The organism is Curtobacterium sp. PhB128 (assembly GCF_004340725.1).
Classification (GTDB): domain Bacteria; phylum Actinomycetota; class Actinomycetes; order Actinomycetales; family Microbacteriaceae; genus Curtobacterium.
The window spans coordinates 497,203-513,425 of sequence record NZ_SLUR01000001.1 but is presented as its reverse complement, the minus strand read 5'-3'; the positions used below and the strand labels follow the sequence as shown (position 1 = coordinate 513,425).

The window sequence follows — 16,223 nt, the reverse complement described above, 5'->3', positions numbered from 1 at the left end:
GCCACCGATACGGTGGCGTCCGTGACCGACGACCCTGAAGCCGCCATCGCCCAGCACGTCCACGACGCGTGGGACGGTTCCCTGCGGCTCGTGCACATCACGATCTCGGACGAGGACGGCGACGCCTACCCCGGCCAGGACGTCGACCGGTGGGTGATCGACGTCCGGGTGCCCATCACCGACGACGAGGCCGAAGCGGTGTCGGTCGCCGAGGTCGCCGCGTACACGAGCCGTTCGCCCGAGTCGGTCGAGGCACTGGTGCTCGGGTACCAGGTCTCCGACGTCGACGGTGACTTCGCCGCGGCGATCGTCGTGCCGGACGCGACCGGCGAGACCTTCCTGTCGCTGCAGACGCACGCCGCCGAGATGCTCGGCAAGCCGGACCTGCTGGCGCTCGACCGCCTCACCGTGCGACCGGCGTACCGCGGGCTGCCCGGACTCGTCCCCGCCGTGGTCGACGCCGTGCGCCGTGGCCCCGCCGGTCGATCGGCGTCGTGGGTGCTCGCGGACCCCTCGGTCTGGAACGTGCCGTTCGAGGACCAGGACCGTGCGGCCGGCGAGTTCGTCCAGTGGGCGGACACCCCCGTGTTCGCGTCGATGAACGCCGACCACGAGGACCTCGAGCGGTTGGCCGCCGTGCCCCCGACCGGCGGCATCGTCATGGGGTCCCGCTCGGACGAGGTGCACCTCGGCGACGCGCTCGACGAAGCATTGGCACGTCCGGCGATCGCAGTCGCGTTCGCCCTGCCGCCGAAGCTGCCGGCGAGCATCTGGGCCGCGGCCCCCGAGGATGTCCACGGCGTGCACCCCGACGAGGCCACCGGGTCCATCACCGTCGAGACGCACGACGAGCAGCTCGAGGTCGTCGGATCGCCCGGCACGGCACCGCAGCTGGTCGGGACCTCGGCCTCGGCCGACGCCGCGACGCAGGACTGGCTCCGGGCGGTGCACCAGCGCTGGTGGCAGTACGAGCCCGGACTGCACGACCGGATCCACGAGGTCGTCGACGAGTACCTGACGTCGGGGGAGATCGAGTCCGTCACCGACGAACGCGCCCCGCACCTGCACGCGCCGGACCTGCCCGTGTTCCGCACCGAGTGGCCCGGGATCGGCGAGGTGCACCTGGAGCCCCTCGGCGAGGACACCGAACCCGTCGTGTACGACGCCGTGCTCGAGGTCGGCGATGCCCACGACCACATCGGGGTCGTCGTCGTGCACGAGTCCGGGCACGTCCGGGCGTCCCTCCACGACGAGTGGAACCCCGCCCTGGCGGACGTCACCGGTGCGCTCACCCACCTGGTCAGCCTCGGTGCCGGGGAGTTCTTCGCGGACGCGCTGCACGACGAACTGTCGGCCGGCGCCGAGCACGCGATCCTGACGGGCGACGTCCGCGGGCACTGACCGCAGTCGAGCGCCCGGCTCGTCGCAGAGCGCGGCTCAGACCGGGCGGTAGATCGCGATCGGGGGCGCCTGGTCGTCACCGTCGTCGTGCGCGTCGCCGGTGGCGAGCCAGGTCCGCCCCTCGTGCTCGATCGTGGTCGGCAGGTCGCCGTGCACCAGGATGCGGATGGCGGGGGTGTCACCGTCGATCAGGTCGACGCCGTGGGCCTCGGTCCCGCCCGGGTTGTCGTGCACGTAGCTCATGCTCCGATCGAACTCCTCGGTGCCTGATGACCGCGCCTGATGACCGCGCCGGGCCGCGCCGGGCCGCGCAGGGCCGCGCTGGACCGCGCCTCGCGACACCGGACACGCCCGGATCTGCCGCAGAACACGTCCGTAGGGCCGGGATCGGGTACAGTCGACTCCGCACGGCCCACACGGCGTGCGAATGCGGATGTGGCGCAGTGGTAGCGCATCACCTTGCCAAGGTGAGGGTCGCGAGTTCGAATCTCGTCATCCGCTCGGACGGAACAGGACCCCCGGGGTTGCTCACAGAGCAGCACCGGGGGTTCTGTCGTTCCCGGGCGCCGTGGGCGGGCGCATCCGGGGGCGCAGGCTTCGGGTACCCGCGCCCACCGGACGCAGAGGCCGCACTGCCCCGAGTGGAGACGCTGGGTGGGTGGCCCAGCGATGTCCCGAAGAGTGATCCGGAGCATCGTCTCGGTCGGATTGGACCCCAGTTCGGGGCATGCGGAAAGCCGCAAGAACTCCGCACGCGATGCGGTCGGTGATTGCGCTAGCCGCGATCCTCGGGTATTGGGATCAATGTGGCACGGGTACCGGGGAGGGTGATCCAGCGCGCGGATCCGGCCTCGACCACTGTGACGAGCACGGTGTCACACGTCCGGCACCGGGCGACGGAGCCCATCGCCGAGCAGTACACGGCGGTACGTGCGACCGTTCCGCGGGACCCGCACCCCGCGCAGCAGAGCACCGTCACGGTCGGCTCCGGACCGAGCACCTCGGACAGGACCCCCGCGAGCGCGTTGCCGTCGACGACCGTCATCAGCTGCCCCCGAACCGTTCGGCACGGACGTCGGTGGTGTCGTGTCCGAGGTCGGCGAGCCAACGGAGCACCTGTTCGACGAAGGGCGTCGAGCCGCACACGTAGACGAGCGCCCTGGCGTCGGGTGGGAAGACCGCGGCGGCGAGCGCATCGCGGGTCAGCCGTCCCGCGGGCACGGCGGACCCGGGTGGAGCGGTCCGGCTGTACACGGTGGTCACCTCGAGCGGAGCGTCGGAAGCGACGGCCCGGTCGAGTTCGGCGCGGAAGAAGACGTCGTCGGGGGTCCGGACGGCGACGAGCAACCGGAACGGTGCGGGGTCCCCGGCCTCGGCGTGCGCGGTGACCATGGCGACGAGCGGCACGATCCCCGAGCCGCCGGCGATCAGCTGCACCGGACGGTCGGACGCGCCGGGGCGCCACACGAACCAGCCGCCGAGCGGCCCGTGCACCTCGAGCACGTCGCCGACCTCGACCGCGTCGACCAGGAACGGGGACACCTCGCCACCCTCGACGCGGTCGACGGCGAGGACGACGTCGGTCCGGTCACCCGCCGAGGCGATCGAGTACGAGCGGGATGCCTGGTAGCCGTCCTCGGCCGTGAGTCGCAGGTCCAGGTGCTGGCCCGGGTCGTTCCCCGGCCACGTCGGGACGTCCAGGACGACCCGACGGGCGTTCGGGGTCTCGCGCTCCACCGAGGCGACCGTCGCGGGGTGCCAGGCCGGCCGCCTGCGGGGCGCGGGCCGGGTGGCGGGCGCGATCCGGGCCTCCAGGTCGGTGGACGGGTCGGCGGACACGCCGGCGGACACGCCGGCGGACACGCCGGTGTCGGGAACCGTCACCAGTACCGCTCTTCCTTCCACGGGTCGCCGTGCAGGTTGTAGCCCGCGTTCTCCCAGAAGCCCGGTTCGTCGTCCGCCTGCATGACGATCCCGCTCACCCACTTCGCGCTTTTCCAGAAGTACAGGTGCGGCACCAGCAGGCGCGCCGGACCGCCGTGTTCGGGCTCGAGCGGTTCACCGTCGGCCTCGAACGCGATCCACGCCTTGCCGTCCAGCAGCTCGTCGAGCGGCACGTTCGTCGTGTACCCGCCGGTGCTGTGCACCATGCAGTAGTCGAGCGACGTCTCGACGTTCTCGAACAGGCGGTCGAGAGGGACGCCGCGCCACGGCATGTCGAGCTTGGTCCAGTGGGTGACGCAGTGGATGTCGACGGTGACGTCCTCGACGCCGAGCGCGTGCACCTCGTCCCACGTCCAGGTGTGCAGACCGTTCTCGGTGCGGATCGAGAAGACCCACGACGCCGGATCGACGTCGGGCGTGGCACCGGCCGACAGGACGGGCCAGTCGCGCACCAGGGTCTGGCCGGGCGGGATGCGGGTGTCGTCGCGGTCGGCTCGACGGCCACCGAACCCCCTGGTGAACGTCGCCATGATCCTCCTCGGACGGGATGGTCCGATCATGCTCCGAGCCGGCGGCGCCCGTGTAACGAGTTCGTAAACACTCCGGAGGACGAGGAGCAGGAGTTGGGGGATCGCCGGTCTCCCTCTATCGTTCACCGGAACGATTACAGGAGGGGCCACCCCGAATGCAGCCCATCGTCCCCGAACCCCGGAACGCCCGCGGCCCGAGCCGCCGAGCGCTCCTCACCGGCGCCGCCGGTCTGGCCGGCCTCGGCCTGCTCACCCTGACGGGGTGCAGCTCCGGCGCGAACGCCGGCACGCCCACCATCCCCGAGGCGGCGGCCACCGGCGTCGCCCGACGCGGCGGTCGCTTGCGCATCGCGCGTCCGGCCGCCTCGGCCGCCGAGACCCTCGACTCCGCCAGCTCCCTGTCGGCGTACGAGTACCTCGGCGCGCTCTACAACCGGCTCGTCAAGCTCGACGAGCAAGGCACCACCGTGCCCGACCTCGCCGAGGAGTGGTCCGCGAACGCCGACGGCACCGAGTGGACGTTCTCGCTCCGCCGTGGCGTCACCTTCCACGACGGCAGCCGCTTCACCGCTGACGACGCCATCGCGAGCATCCGGCACATCCTCGACGAGAAGACCGGCAGCCCGCAGGCCGGGGTCCTCGGCGAGGTGATGGACGCCGACTCGATGCGTGCGACCGACCCGTACACGCTGCGGTTCTCGCTGACCAAGCCGAACGCCGAGTTCCCGTCGCTGCTCACCGCGTACCAGTGCTACATCGTGCCGGCGGCCGCGATCGCCGACATCGGCCGCACCGGGATCGGGACGGGCCCGTTCCGGCTCTCCGCGTTCACCCCCGCCGGTGCCGGCAGTGTCGAGGCGTTCGACGACCACTTCGCCGGGCGTCCCGCGCTGGACGGCATCGACTTCTACTCGATCCAGGACACCACCGCCCGGGTGAACGCGCTGCTCGCCGGCCAGATCGACCTGATCTCGCAGACGAACCTGGACTTCGCGACCGCTCGGGTGGTGTCCGCCTCCGACCGCGCCACCGTCGCCCGGTCGAAGAACGCCCAGTGGTACACGATCCCGATGCTCGCCACGAGCGACGAGTTCAGCGACCCGCGGGTCCGCCAGGCGATGAAGCTCGCCTACGACCCGCAGCAGATCGTCGACACCGCCCTGCAGGGCACCGGCTCGCCCGGGTGGGACAACCCCGTCCCGCCGCAGCTCGCCGCGTTCGTCGACGACCACCGCGAGTACGACCCGGACAAGGCGAAGGCACTGCTCAAGCAGGCCGGTCACGAGGGGTTCCGGACCTCGATCTACACGTCGAGCTACGAGTCGGTCTTCACGCCGATGGCGGTCGCCTACCGCGACGCCGTCGCCGACGCGGGCATCCGCCTGACGGTCCGCAACGCGAGCTCGGACTCGTACTACACGCAGATCTGGATGCAGAAGCCGCTCATGGTGAGCTACTGGTTCACCGGCCGGCCGATCGACCAGCTGCTCAACCAGATCTTCCGCACGGGCTCGTCCTACAACGAGAGCGCGTGGTCGAACGAGACCTTCGACGGGCTGCTCGACGACGCCCGCGCCGAGATGGACGACGCCAAGCGGCTGACGCTCTACCAGGACGCCCAGCGGCTCGTGGTCGAGGACGGGGCCGACATGACCCCGATGTTCGGCGACCGGCTCGTGGGGCTGTCCCGCGACGTCGTGAACTACTCGGAGTACGGCTTCGAGTTCGACTACCTCCGGATCGGACTGCGCCGATGACGACCAAGAACACCCCGTCGGACGTCCTCGTCCCCGTCCTCCGCCGGTTCGGCATCGCCGTGCTCACGGTCGTGCTCGCCTCGCTCTTCGTGTTCCTGGCGGTGCAGGCACTGCCCGGCGACGTCGCGCAGCAGCTCCTCGGCCAGAACGCCACCCCCGACGCCGTCAAGCAGCTCCGCGAGACCCTCGGCCTCGACCAGAACGTGTGGCTCCGCTACCTGCAGTGGCTCGGTGGCGCGGTGCACGGCGACTTCGGCACCTCGCTCGTCAGCGGCGAGGCCGTCGCACCGACGCTGTTCACCGCCTTCCGGAACAGCATGCTCATCGCCGTGCCCGCCATGCTCGTCGGCGTCACGGTCTCCCTGACGCTCGGCGTCCTCGCCGGGGTCCGTCGGGGTCGCCCGTCCGACAAGGTGATCTCGATCGTCAGCCTCGTCGTGATGAGCGTGCCCGAGTTCATGGTCGCGACCGTGCTCGTGCTGCTCTTCGCGATCGGCCTGCCGGTCTTCCCCGCCGTCGTGCTGCGGGGGAGCGACGCCACGGTCGGCGAACTCCTGCCGACGATCTGGCTGCCGATCATCGTGCTCACCCTGGCGATGGCCGCCTACATCGTGCGCACCGCCCGCTCCTCGACCATCGACGTGATGGCGTCCGAGTTCGTCACCACGGCGGAGCTCAAGGGCCTGACGATGCGCCGCGTGGTCTGGAAGCACGCGGTGCCGAGCGCGCTGCTGCCGACGCTGAACGTCGTCGCGCTCAACGTCGCCTGGCTGCTCGGCGGTGTCGTCGTCGTCGAGAACGTCTTCAACTACCCGGGCATGGGCAAGCTCATGCTCGAGTCGGTCTTCAACCGCGACCTGCCGACGATCGAGGCGATCGCGCTCCTGAGCGCCGTCATCTACGTCGTCTGCAACCTCGCCGCCGACCTCGTGGCGCTCGCCCTCGACCCGAAGCTGCGGACCCGCCAGCGGCGACCGCGCACGCGCACCCGTACGACGCGCAGCACCAGGAAGGCCGCCGCATGACCGCCACCGCCACCCGCCGCCCCGGACGCGTCGTCCTCGCCGGGGCCCTCGCGCCCCTGCGCGGCTCGACGGCGCTGAGCATCGGCCTCGGCCTCATCGCCCTGCACGTCGTGCTCGCCCTGCTCGCACCGGTCATCGCCGGGTACGACCCGGTGGCCACGAACGCCGGAGACGTCCTCGCCGGCCCGACCTGGACGCACTGGCTCGGCACCGACCAGTACGGCCGTGACGTGCTGTCGCGGACGCTCAACGGCGGCCGGTACGCCCTGCTCGTGACCTTCCTGGCCACGACGATCGCCGTCGCGGTCGGCACGGTGCTCGGTTGCATCACGGCGTACGCGGACAACTGGTTCGACGAGGCCGTCATGCGCGTCGTCGACGCCCTGCTCAGCGTGCCGTCGATCCTCGCCCTGCTCGTCGTCGTCACGGTCTTCGACGCTGGGCTCTGGGTCATCGTCCTCGCCGTCACCGTCGTCTACGCGCCCGCCGTGACCCGCGTCGTCCGCGGTGCCGCCCGCACCGTCATCACGCAGGACTACGTGACGGCCGCCCGGGCCCGGGGTGAACGCGCGCTGTCGATCGTGTTCCGCGAGATCCTGCCGAACGTCCTCGACGTGGTGCTCGTCGAGTACGCCATGCGGGCCTCGTGGATCGTGCTGCTCGTCGCGTCGCTGTCCTTCCTCGGCTTCGGCGCCAACCCACCGACGCCCGACTGGGGGCTGATGGTGCAGGAGAACCGCACCGCGCTGACCGTGGTGCCGCTCGGCACGCTCGCACCGATCGTCGCCCTGGCGACCCTGGTGATCGGGCTCAACCTCGCCGCCGACGGCCTGAGCAAGTCGCTCGGCGTCGACCGCGCCACGAAGGGAGTGAGCGCATGACGCACACCGACACCGCACCGGCCGCACCGGCGACCGCGACGGACCCCATCGTCCGCGTCGACGACCTCGCGATCTCCTACGCGGCCGGCAAACGCCTGGTCCCCGTGGTGCGCGGCGTCTCCTTCGCGATCCCCGCCGGGCGCACCCTCGGCCTCGTCGGGGAGTCCGGCAGCGGCAAGTCCACCGTCGCCCGGACCCTGCTCGCGCACCTCCGGGCGGGCTCGACCATCGTCGGCGGCTCGGTCCGCGTCGGCGGCGACGACGTCTTCGCGCTGTCACCGTCCGGCCGCCGCGAGCTCCGCGGCGGCGTTGCCTCCGTCGTCGCGCAGAACGCCGGCCAGGCACTCACCCCGTCGATGCGTGTCGGCGAGCAGATCCGCGAGGCCCTGCGCGCCCACCGCGAACCCGACGGCCCCGAGCGCGTCGCCGAGCTGGTCCGGTTGGTCCGGCTGCCGGACCCCGACGCGATCGTCCGCCGCTACCCGCACCAGCTCTCCGGTGGGCAGCAGCAGCGCATCGCGATCGCGATGGCCGTCGCCGCACGCCCGCGGGTGCTCGTGCTCGACGAGCCCACGACGGCGCTCGACGTCGTCACCCAGGCCGCCGTCCTCGGCCTGATCGCTGACCTCGGCCGGCAGCTCGGCATGGCCGTCCTGCTCGTCAGCCACGACCTCGGGGTCGTGTCGGCGATGGCGGACGAGATCGCCGTCATGCGCGACGGCGAGATCGTCGAGCACGCCGCCACTGCGGCGCTCTTCGCCGCCCCGCAGCACGAGTACACGCGTGCCCTGCTGGCCGCGGTGCCGGACGGGCGACGGCCGGGAGGATCGGGGCACGTGCCCGAGACGGCGACCGTCTCGTCGACGGTCGCCTCCACGGCCGGCCGAACCGTTCCTCCCGAACCGCTCGTCCGTCCCGTGGTGACCGCCGAGGACCTGGTGATCCGCTACGGACGCGGCCTGCCGGCCGCCGTCGACGGCGTCTCCTTCACGATCGCACCGCGTGAGACGCTCGCGGTCGTGGGGGAGTCCGGAAGTGGCAAGTCGACGCTCGCGACCGCCCTCGCCGGCCTGGTGCCGGCCGAGTCGGGCACGTTCTCGTTCGACGACGGGACCGTGAGCGGCGACCTGCGCGAGCCGATCGCCGGACGGTCCCCGGACCTTCGTCGTGCGGTGCAGCTCGTGTTCCAGAACGCCGACACGTCGCTCAACCCGCGGCGCACCGTGGGCGCGGCGATCGGGCGACCGCTCAAGCTGTTCACGGGCACGTCCTCGCGGCAGCGCGTCGGCGAGCTGCTCACCCAGGTCGGCCTCGGCCCGGAGTTCGCCGAGCGGCTGCCGGCGCAGCTCTCCGGCGGGCAGCGGCAGCGCGTCGGCATCGCCCGGGCCCTCGCCGCCGAGCCGCGCCTGGTCATCGCCGACGAGATCACCACCGCGCTCGACGTGCAGGTGCAGGCCGGGATCCTCGCGCTCCTCGCCGACCTGCAGCGCTCGCGCGGGCTCAGTTGCCTGTTCATCAGCCACGACCTGGCCGTCGTCCGCGGCGTCGCCGACCGGGTCGCCGTGATGACCGGCGGCCGGATCGTCGAGATCGGACCGACCGAGCGGGTCTTCACCGGCCCGAACCACCCGTACACGTCGACGCTGCTGGCCGCGACGCTCGAGCCGGGCAGCACCGAGCTGCCCGACGTCGGCGACGGGGTACCGCGCTGGCGGCACACCGAGGGCTGGACGGACCACAGCGACGGCCACCTGACCCGGAACTGGGAGGACGCATGAGCCGCGATCGCTCGGTGTACGCCGACGCTTCGACCCTCACCGCCATCGGCGCGCCGGACTCGCTGCCGGACGGCGTGACCGTCCGCGACGAGTGGATCCCGATGCCCGACGGCGTCCGACTGCACACCCGGATCTGGTCGCCGGCGTCGCCCGACGGTCCGGTGCCGGTGCTGCTCGAGTACCTGCCGTACCGACTCGACGACTGGACCGCGCCGCGCGACTCCGAACGGCACCCCTGGTACGCCCAGCACGGGTACGCCTCGGTCCGGGTCGACATCCGGGGCAGCGGCTCGTCGGACGGGTTCTTCGACGACGAGTACAGCGAGCAGGAGCTCCGCGACGGTGAGGCCGTGATCGCCTGGCTCGCCGAGCAGGAGTGGTCGACGGGCGCCGTCGGCATGTTCGGCATCTCGTGGGGCGGGTTCAACGCCCTGCAGCTGGCAGCGCGTGCGCCCGCCGCGCTCAAGGCCATCGTCACGGTGTGTTCGACCGACGACCGGTACGACAACGACGTGCACTACGTCGGCGGAGCGGTGCTCGGCATCGACATGGCGGCGTGGGGCGCGACCATGTTCGCGTTCAACTCGCGGCCGCCCCGGCCCGAGGTCGTCGGCACGGACTGGGTCGACCGGTGGCGCGAGCGGCTGGAGTCGAACCGCCCGATGACGCCGGTGTGGCTCGCGCACCAGGAGCGCGACGACTACTGGCGGCACGGCAGCGCCGCCGAGGACTACGGCAACATCGGTGCAGCGGTCCTCGCCGTCGGCGGCTGGGCGGACCCGTACCGCGACGCCGTGCTCCGACTGGTGTCGAACGTGCAGTCCCCGGTCAAGGGCATCGTCGGGCCGTGGTCGCACCAGTACCCGGACCGCGGTCTCGCACCCGGACCGTCGATCGGGTTCCTGCAGGAGACGCTGCGTTGGTGGGACCGCTGGCTCCGCGGGATCGACACCGGCGTGGAGGAGGACCCCGCACTCCGCGCCTGGATCAACGAGGGCGAAGCCCCGGCGACGTACTACGCCTCGCGACGGGGCCGGTGGGTCGGCGCCGAGGCGTGGCCCTCGGCGGCGACGCACCGGCGTGCGCTGCCGCTCGCGACGCTCCGCGGCGGCGAGGACGGGCCGGTCGTCGTCCGGTCGCCGCAGCACACCGGCGCCGACGCCGGACGGTTCTTCCCGTTCGGCAACGCGACCGACCTGCCACCCGACCAGCGTGCCGAGGACGGCCGCTCCGTCTGCTTCGACCTGCCCGTCGGCCGGGCGTTCGACCTGCTCGGCAACGCGCTCGTCACCCTGTCGGTCACGAGCGACCAGCCCCGCGCCACCCTGACGGTGCGGTTGTGCGACGTCGCGCCGGACGGCTCGTCGACCCTCGTGACGCGCGGGGTGCTCAACGCGGCGAAGCGGGACGGCATGGACCGGAACGACCCGCTGGTCCCCGGTGAGCCGGCGTCGCTGCCGGTGCAGCTCGTCGCGACCGGTCACCGGTTCGCCGCCGGGCACCGCCTGCGGATCGCGGTGTCGTCGTCCTACTGGCCCTGGGTCTGGCCGCACGGCACCGAGGCCACCGTCACGATCGACCCGACGGCGTCCGAGGTGTGCCTGCCGGTCTGGACGCGCGAGACCGACGACGACGTGCGCTTCGACGAACCCGAGCGGTCGACGCCGCTCGCGATCGGGCGCGTGGCACCGACCGAGCAGCTGCCCCAGCGCACCGTCACGCACGACGTCGAGACGGGGGAGTGGACCCTCGACGTCGACCCCGGGTACGGCGGCGGACGGGTCTACCCCGACGGGCTCGTCTTCAGCGAGGACGCCCGCGAGACGTACCGCATCCGGTCGGACGACCCGAACTCGGCCGTGGCATCGTCGCGCTGGGCGATCGGCCTGGAGAAGCCGGACTGGTCGGCACGGCTCGAGACGTCCTCCGAGGTCACCGCCGACGCCGAGGCCTTCCACGTCGTGAACACCGTGCGGGCCTGGGCCCGTGACGGCGGCCCCGACGCCCCCGAGGTGCTGGTCACCGAGCAGACCTTCGCCGACGACGTCCCGAGGACCTCGGCGTGACCGGGGCAGCGGGGGCTGCACCGGGCGCCGCAGCGGACGCCGCAGCGGGTGCGGCGCCGCGCGTCCGGCAGCGTCCCGCGGTCCGGCGCGCGATGATCGTCGCGGCCGCCCGTGCCGTCATCGTCCGGAACGGCGTCGGGGCGACGGGCCTGCGGGACATCGCCGCCGAGGCCGGAGTGTCCGTCGGCACCGTGACGTACCACTTCGGCAGCGTGGCGGAGATCCTCAACGAGGTCGTCGTGCTCGAGACGGAGCGCTTCTACGGGGCGATCGTCATCGCCGTCGACGCCGAGTCCGACCCCGTCGAGGCGCTGCGGATGCTCGTCGCGCCCCTGTTCGACGACACCGAACAGGTCCGGCAGCACTGGCGGATCTGGTCCGACTACTGGACCGCGGTCGCCCGCCGGCCCGAGGTGGCCGCCGAGTACGCCGAGCGGATCCGCGTCTGGGAGGCCTGTCTGGTCCGGGTGATCCGCCGCGGAGCCGACGCCGGCACGTTCCCGGGCGGCGCCGGACCGATCGAGCCGGACACCGTGGCGCTGAAGCTCGCGGCCTACAGCGACGGTGTCGCGACGCAGATCGCGCAGGGCGTCCCGGGGCTCACGAACACCGTCGCGCTGTCGTGGATGTGGACCTTCCTGGCGCACGAACTCGGTGTGCCGGCTGTGGAGATCGCCGGAACCGGCCAGCAGCCCTTGTGATGAGGTAAGGCTTGCCTTACCGTTGCAGCATGGCACGGACCCGGCGACAGCCCAGCGAACGCATCCTCATCGCCGGCGGCGTCGAGGACCTGCCGGAGATCCGCCGTCAGCTCGAAGACCTGCCGGAGAACGCGTACGGACAGGTCTTCGTCGAGGTCGCCCTCGACGAGCAGATCCGCATCCTGCCCGCGCCGCCCCGCGTGACCGTGACGTGGCTGGTCCGCAGCGCCCGCACCTCGGCGGTGTCGCCGCTCGTCTTCGCCGACCACGGCGAGGCCCTCGCGCACGCCCTGACCGGCTGGGCGGCCGAGTGGTGCGTCGCCGACTGCGAGCCGCGCACGAGCGTCTGGATCGGGTGCACCGACAGCCCCTGGGTCGAGCGGGCGCGTTCCGCCGTCCAGATCGAGCTGAGCGACGCCGGCTTCGACACGCTCGTCGGCTGACCGCTGCCGGCTGGCGGCTGCTCGCCGCCGGTAAGGGCAGCCTCCGCTTCCTTGCGGCATACAAGAGAAGCGGGCATGGTTGTGTCCATCGGCAGCACCGAACTGGTCAGGACAGGCCCAGCGATCCGGTGTAACCACGACGCAGGAGGTTCAGACATGACCACGACTACCACCAGCACCACGACCACCACGTCCCCGTTCTCGACGACGCCGGAGCTCGCCGCCGGAGTGGCACAGTTCCTCGCCCCCGTCGTGATCGACCTCGAGGCACTCGTCGTCAACGGCAAGCAGGCGCACTGGCACGTCCGCGGCCGCAACTTCGTCGGTGTGCACGAGCTCCTCGACGACATCGTCGAGCACGCCCAGGCCTACGCCGACACCGCCGCGGAGCGCATCGTCGCCCTCGGCCTGCCGGTCGACTCGCGCATCGCGACCGTCGCCGCCAACACGACGCTGCCGCCGCTGTCGCAGGGCTTCCAGAACTCCGACGTCACCATCACCGAGGTCATCGCCCAGATCGACGCGGCCCTGCTGCAGGTCCGTCGCGCCGTCGAGGGTCTCGACGAGGTCGACCTCAACAGCCAGGACGTCGTCATCGAGATCGAGCGCGGTCTCACGAAGGACCGTTGGTTCCTGCAGGCGCACCTCGCCGCCTGAGTCGCGACCAACCCCTGACGGGAGGCCCGGTGCCAGCTGGCACCGGGCCTCCCGTCTGTCTGTCGTCGCGTCGGCCCACCGCGACCCGCGTCGACCCCGTGCGACACTCTCGATGTCGTTCGACAACGACCCTGTCGCCGCTCCGCGGGTGCAACCGTTGCGGGCGCGCAGTTGCGACGAACTCGATGTCGTACGACATCGGCGACGTCGCTGGTTGCGCGCGCAAGTACCCGCGCGCGACCTGTACCCGTGCCGGACCTGCGACACCGACGAGATCGCGCGACACGCCGCTGGCGCGACGCCGAGGTTCCACGGACCGACGTTTCGGCGCGCGAGATGTGCAGATTTCGGAACCTCGGGGGACGTGAGCGGCGCGGCGGCGCGTCAGGCGGACGGGCGGACCAGACCGGCCTCGTACGCCAGCACCACGGCGTGCACCCGGTCGCGCAACTGCAACTTCGCCAGCACCCGCCCCACGTGGGTCTTGACGGTCTGCTCCGCGATGAACAGGTCGCCCGCGATCTCGCCGTTCGACCGCCCGCGCGCCATGAGCAGGAACACGTCGCGCTCCCGGTCGGTCAGGACGTCGAGCACCTCGGTGCGCGGAGCGGCGGTGACCGGTCCGGCGACGAACGCCTCGACCAGGTGCCGGGTCACGCGCGGAGCGAGCAGCGCCTCGCCCGCAGCCACCGTGCGCACCGCCGCGACCAGCTCGTCGGCGCTCGCGTCCTTGAGCAGGAAGCCGCTCGCCCCGGCCCGCAGAGCGTCGAACACGTAGTCGTCGATGTCGAACGTCGTCAGCATGACCACGCGGACGGGTCGGTCCGTCGGCGCCGCCGTGATCCGTCGGGTCGCCTCGATCCCGTCGAGTTCCGGCATCCGGACGTCCATCAGGATCACGTCCGGCTGCAGCCGGATCGCCGCGACCACCGCCTCGGCACCGTTCGCGGCCTCGCCGACGACCTCGACGTCGTCCTGGGCCTGGAGGATCGCCCGCAGTCCCATGCGGAACATCTGCTGGTCGTCCACCACCATCACCCGCGTCATCAGCTTCCCCCGTCGGCCGCCGGTACGCGGACGGGCAGGGTCACCACGACCGTGAAGCTGCCGTCCGCCACGGGGCCGTGCTCGATCGTGCCGTCGAGCGCCGTCACCCGCTCGCGCATCCCGGCCAGGCCGAAGCCACCGTCGTCGGGTGGAGCGGCCGGCACGGTGCCAGCGGGTGGAGCGGTGTTGGCGACCTCGACCCGGAGACGCGAGCCGTGCCTCCTGACCGTCACGACGGTGGACGCGCCGGGCGCGTGCCGGGCGACGTTGCCGAGCGCCTCCTGCACGACCCGGTAGACGGTGAGCTGTGCGAGCCGGTCGACGTCGTCGGCGACGTCGACGTCGAGCTCCACCGGCATGCCGGCAGCGCGCGTGGCCTGCACGAGCGCGGGCAGGTCGGCGAGGTCCGGCTGCGGCGCGCGTTCGGCGGCGGTGTCCCCGCGCAGGGTGCCGAGCAGCTGGCGCATCTCGCGCAGCGCGGTGCGCGAGGTCTCGGCGATCGCGGCGAACTCGGCGCGGGCCTCCTGCGGCAGGTCGGCCACCCGGTACGGGGCCGACTCCGCCTGCATGTGCACGACGGACATGCTGTGCGCGACGACGTCGTGCAGCTCGCGGGCGATCCGGGAGCGCTCCTCGACGGTGCGGCGCCTGGCCTGCTCGAGCTCGGCGTCGCGGCGGGCGGCGACGAGCTCCTGGCGGATGCTGCGGCGCTGCCCGATGACGACGGCGGCCGCGGCGACCAGGAGCGTGTCGCCGGCGGACACGACGAAGCTCGTCGCCCACACGGCGGGCTGGTCCCAGCGGCCCGGCGTCACGGCGACGAGCAGCAGGGGGAGCACGGCGGCGACGGCCCACACGATCGCGGTCAGCCGCCAGGTCGAGCGGACCCCGAGCACGACGAGCAGGACGCTCAGGCCGATGATGCCGGTGACCGGGATCGGCCACGGGCTCGTCTCGACCGGCGCGGTGAGCAGGCCGAGCGCGACGAGACCGACGAGGTGGGCGGCGGCTGCGGTTCGGGGGACGAACGGGGCGATGCCGATGCTGACCGCGAGCACCGCCGACACGAGCAGGGAGAGCGGGACCGCGACGGCGTAGTAGACCGAGGTCACCGGGGCGGCGACGCTGAACAGGGACACCACCGCGACCACGAGAGCGATCCGGGTCGCCAGCGGCAGCCAGGTCGGTCGCGGGCGGAGCAGGGCGGTGGTCACGGTCGGACGATCTCTCCGGTGGGGACGATTCGGGGTGTGGCGGACGGGGCGTGCGTGACGGGCGTGGTGCTCGCGGAGGGCAGGTCGGTCGCGGACACGTCGGTCGTGGGCACGCCGGTCATGGGCACGCCGGTCGTGGGGACGATCGCGGCGGCCGCTCGGGCGGCACGGGCATCGCGCCTGCGGCTGATGCTACCGATCACCCGGTCGACCGCGATGCCGAGGCCGCCCGCGACCACCATCGACACCAGGGCGGCGACGAGCGGCTCGTGCAGCACCTGCGACGCGGCCAGGGCGATCCCGACCGAGGTCGCGGACCACGCCGTCCCGGCGATCGCACTGATGGCGAGGAAGCGACGGTAGGGCAGCCGGGTCGCGCCGGCGGTCATGTTCACCGCGACCCGGCCGACGGGGATGTAGCGGCCGACCAGGATCAGGCTCGCGGACCGGCGCTGCATCTGCCGTTCGGCGAACGCGAAGGCCGCAGCGATCCGCGGCCGTCGGGACTGCGCCAGGCGGGCGAGTCCGATCCGGCGACCGATCCAGTACGCCACCGAGTCACCCGCGATCGCACCCACCGCGGCGGCCACCAGGACCCCGGCCAGGACGGGCTGGCCGGACGTCGCGGCGATGGCGGCGACGGCTACGAGCGCGGACTCGCTCGGGACCGGCGGGAAGAAGCCGTCGACGAAGCACAGGGCGACGAGCACGACGTAGACGAGCGGACTCGCGGCCAACTCGACGACGAACGGGGTGATCTGGTCGAACACGGCGACGCT

The 16,223-nt window shown here is 72.4% G+C and carries 15 protein-coding genes and 1 tRNA gene; 10 read left to right on the top strand and 6 right to left on the bottom strand.

Features of this window, described 5'->3' with window-relative positions; all coding sequences use genetic code 11:
- Positions 1-21: 21 nt before the first annotated feature.
- The gene (locus tag EDF23_RS02305) at positions 22-1,401 is read left to right on the top strand and encodes a hypothetical protein (protein ID WP_131846841.1); all 1,380 of its coding nucleotides are present in this window, start codon (positions 22-24) and stop codon (positions 1,399-1,401) included.
- Between the two features lie 36 nt (positions 1,402-1,437).
- On the opposite strand, the gene EDF23_RS02300 is transcribed toward EDF23_RS02305, so the two are convergent.
- Positions 1,438-1,644, bottom strand: coding sequence for a hypothetical protein (locus tag EDF23_RS02300; RefSeq protein ID WP_111084081.1), 207 nt, complete (start codon positions 1,642-1,644; stop codon positions 1,438-1,440).
- A gap of 186 nt (positions 1,645-1,830) precedes the next feature.
- On the opposite strand from EDF23_RS02300, the gene EDF23_RS02295 reads away from it, so the two are divergent.
- A tRNA-Gly gene (locus EDF23_RS02295) sits at positions 1,831-1,902 on the top strand.
- A gap of 543 nt (positions 1,903-2,445) precedes the next feature.
- On the opposite strand, the gene EDF23_RS02290 is transcribed toward EDF23_RS02295, so the two are convergent.
- Together EDF23_RS02290 and EDF23_RS02285 are read right to left on the bottom strand one after the other, a co-directional pair.
- On the bottom strand, positions 2,446-3,285 hold the full coding sequence (locus EDF23_RS02290) for a ferredoxin reductase (RefSeq protein WP_243648781.1): 840 nt from the start codon (positions 3,283-3,285) through the stop codon (positions 2,446-2,448).
- The gene (locus EDF23_RS02285; protein ID WP_131920226.1) at positions 3,282-3,875 is read right to left on the bottom strand and encodes a molybdopterin-dependent oxidoreductase; all 594 of its coding nucleotides are present in this window, start codon (positions 3,873-3,875) and stop codon (positions 3,282-3,284) included. The genes EDF23_RS02290 and EDF23_RS02285 overlap by 4 nt, the downstream gene beginning before the upstream one ends.
- 155 nt (positions 3,876-4,030) lie before the next feature.
- Between EDF23_RS02285 and EDF23_RS02280 the strand changes: the two genes are divergently transcribed.
- From EDF23_RS02280 to EDF23_RS02245, 8 genes are all read left to right on the top strand, one after another.
- Positions 4,031-5,632 (top strand): ABC transporter substrate-binding protein, encoded by a 1,602-nt coding sequence (locus EDF23_RS02280; RefSeq protein ID WP_111084078.1) that lies wholly within the window; start codon positions 4,031-4,033, stop codon positions 5,630-5,632.
- Complete coding sequence (locus EDF23_RS02275) at positions 5,629-6,657, top strand: ABC transporter permease (protein ID WP_131920224.1); 1,029 nt, start codon at positions 5,629-5,631, stop codon at positions 6,655-6,657. Before EDF23_RS02280 ends, EDF23_RS02275 begins: the two co-directional genes overlap by 4 nt.
- Positions 6,654-7,538 carry an ABC transporter permease gene (locus EDF23_RS02270; RefSeq protein WP_111084076.1) on the top strand — a complete coding sequence of 295 codons (885 nt, stop codon included), beginning with the start codon at positions 6,654-6,656 and terminating at the stop codon, positions 7,536-7,538. Before EDF23_RS02275 ends, EDF23_RS02270 begins: the two co-directional genes overlap by 4 nt.
- On the top strand, positions 7,535-9,316 hold the full coding sequence (locus EDF23_RS02265) for an ABC transporter ATP-binding protein (RefSeq protein ID WP_131920222.1): 1,782 nt from the start codon (positions 7,535-7,537) through the stop codon (positions 9,314-9,316). The genes EDF23_RS02270 and EDF23_RS02265 overlap by 4 nt, the downstream gene beginning before the upstream one ends.
- Positions 9,313-11,382 carry a CocE/NonD family hydrolase gene (locus EDF23_RS02260; RefSeq protein ID WP_131920220.1) on the top strand — a complete coding sequence of 690 codons (2,070 nt, stop codon included), beginning with the start codon at positions 9,313-9,315 and terminating at the stop codon, positions 11,380-11,382. The genes EDF23_RS02265 and EDF23_RS02260 overlap by 4 nt, the downstream gene beginning before the upstream one ends.
- The gene (locus tag EDF23_RS02255) at positions 11,379-12,083 is read left to right on the top strand and encodes a TetR family transcriptional regulator C-terminal domain-containing protein (RefSeq protein ID WP_243648780.1); all 705 of its coding nucleotides are present in this window, start codon (positions 11,379-11,381) and stop codon (positions 12,081-12,083) included. Before EDF23_RS02260 ends, EDF23_RS02255 begins: the two co-directional genes overlap by 4 nt.
- A gap of 29 nt (positions 12,084-12,112) precedes the next feature.
- Positions 12,113-12,526, top strand: coding sequence for an SIP domain-containing protein (locus EDF23_RS02250; RefSeq protein ID WP_123292793.1), 414 nt, complete (start codon positions 12,113-12,115; stop codon positions 12,524-12,526).
- Between the two features lie 156 nt (positions 12,527-12,682).
- The gene (locus tag EDF23_RS02245; RefSeq protein WP_111084072.1) at positions 12,683-13,183 is read left to right on the top strand and encodes a DNA starvation/stationary phase protection protein; all 501 of its coding nucleotides are present in this window, start codon (positions 12,683-12,685) and stop codon (positions 13,181-13,183) included.
- A gap of 384 nt (positions 13,184-13,567) precedes the next feature.
- On the opposite strand, the gene EDF23_RS02240 is transcribed toward EDF23_RS02245, so the two are convergent.
- The 3 genes from EDF23_RS02240 to EDF23_RS02230 are packed head-to-tail and all read right to left on the bottom strand — an operon-like array spanning position 13,568 to position 16,214.
- Positions 13,568-14,230 carry a response regulator transcription factor gene (locus EDF23_RS02240; protein WP_123292794.1) on the bottom strand — a complete coding sequence of 221 codons (663 nt, stop codon included), beginning with the start codon at positions 14,228-14,230 and terminating at the stop codon, positions 13,568-13,570.
- A complete protein-coding gene (locus tag EDF23_RS02235; protein WP_131920218.1) occupies positions 14,230-15,444 on the bottom strand; it encodes a histidine kinase in 1,215 nt (404 codons plus the stop codon). Before EDF23_RS02235 ends, EDF23_RS02240 begins: the two co-directional genes overlap by 1 nt.
- Positions 15,441-16,214 carry a VTT domain-containing protein gene (locus tag EDF23_RS02230; RefSeq protein ID WP_131920216.1) on the bottom strand — a complete coding sequence of 258 codons (774 nt, stop codon included), beginning with the start codon at positions 16,212-16,214 and terminating at the stop codon, positions 15,441-15,443. The genes EDF23_RS02235 and EDF23_RS02230 overlap by 4 nt, the downstream gene beginning before the upstream one ends.
- Positions 16,215-16,223 lie beyond the last annotated feature (9 nt).

Bases quoted from the DNA above. Each gene is read 5' to 3' on its own strand.
- EDF23_RS02300 (WP_111084081.1), bottom strand. From the start codon at position 1,644: ATGAGCTACGTGCACGACAACCCGGGCGGGACCGAGGCCCACGGCGTC.
- EDF23_RS02285 (WP_131920226.1), bottom strand. From the start codon at position 3,875: ATGGCGACGTTCACCAGGGGGTTCGGTGGCCGTCGAGCCGACCGCGAC.
- EDF23_RS02260 (WP_131920220.1), top strand. From the start codon at position 9,313: ATGAGCCGCGATCGCTCGGTGTACGCCGACGCTTCGACCCTCACCGCC.
- EDF23_RS02240 (WP_123292794.1), bottom strand. From the start codon at position 14,230: ATGACGCGGGTGATGGTGGTGGACGACCAGCAGATGTTCCGCATGGGA.
- EDF23_RS02270 (WP_111084076.1), top strand. From the start codon at position 6,654: ATGACCGCCACCGCCACCCGCCGCCCCGGACGCGTCGTCCTCGCCGGG.
- EDF23_RS02250 (WP_123292793.1), top strand. From the start codon at position 12,113: ATGGCACGGACCCGGCGACAGCCCAGCGAACGCATCCTCATCGCCGGC.
- EDF23_RS02265 (WP_131920222.1), top strand. From the start codon at position 7,535: ATGACGCACACCGACACCGCACCGGCCGCACCGGCGACCGCGACGGAC.
- EDF23_RS02275 (WP_131920224.1), top strand. From the start codon at position 5,629: ATGACGACCAAGAACACCCCGTCGGACGTCCTCGTCCCCGTCCTCCGC.
- EDF23_RS02280 (WP_111084078.1), top strand. From the start codon at position 4,031: ATGCAGCCCATCGTCCCCGAACCCCGGAACGCCCGCGGCCCGAGCCGC.
- EDF23_RS02245 (WP_111084072.1), top strand. From the start codon at position 12,683: ATGACCACGACTACCACCAGCACCACGACCACCACGTCCCCGTTCTCG.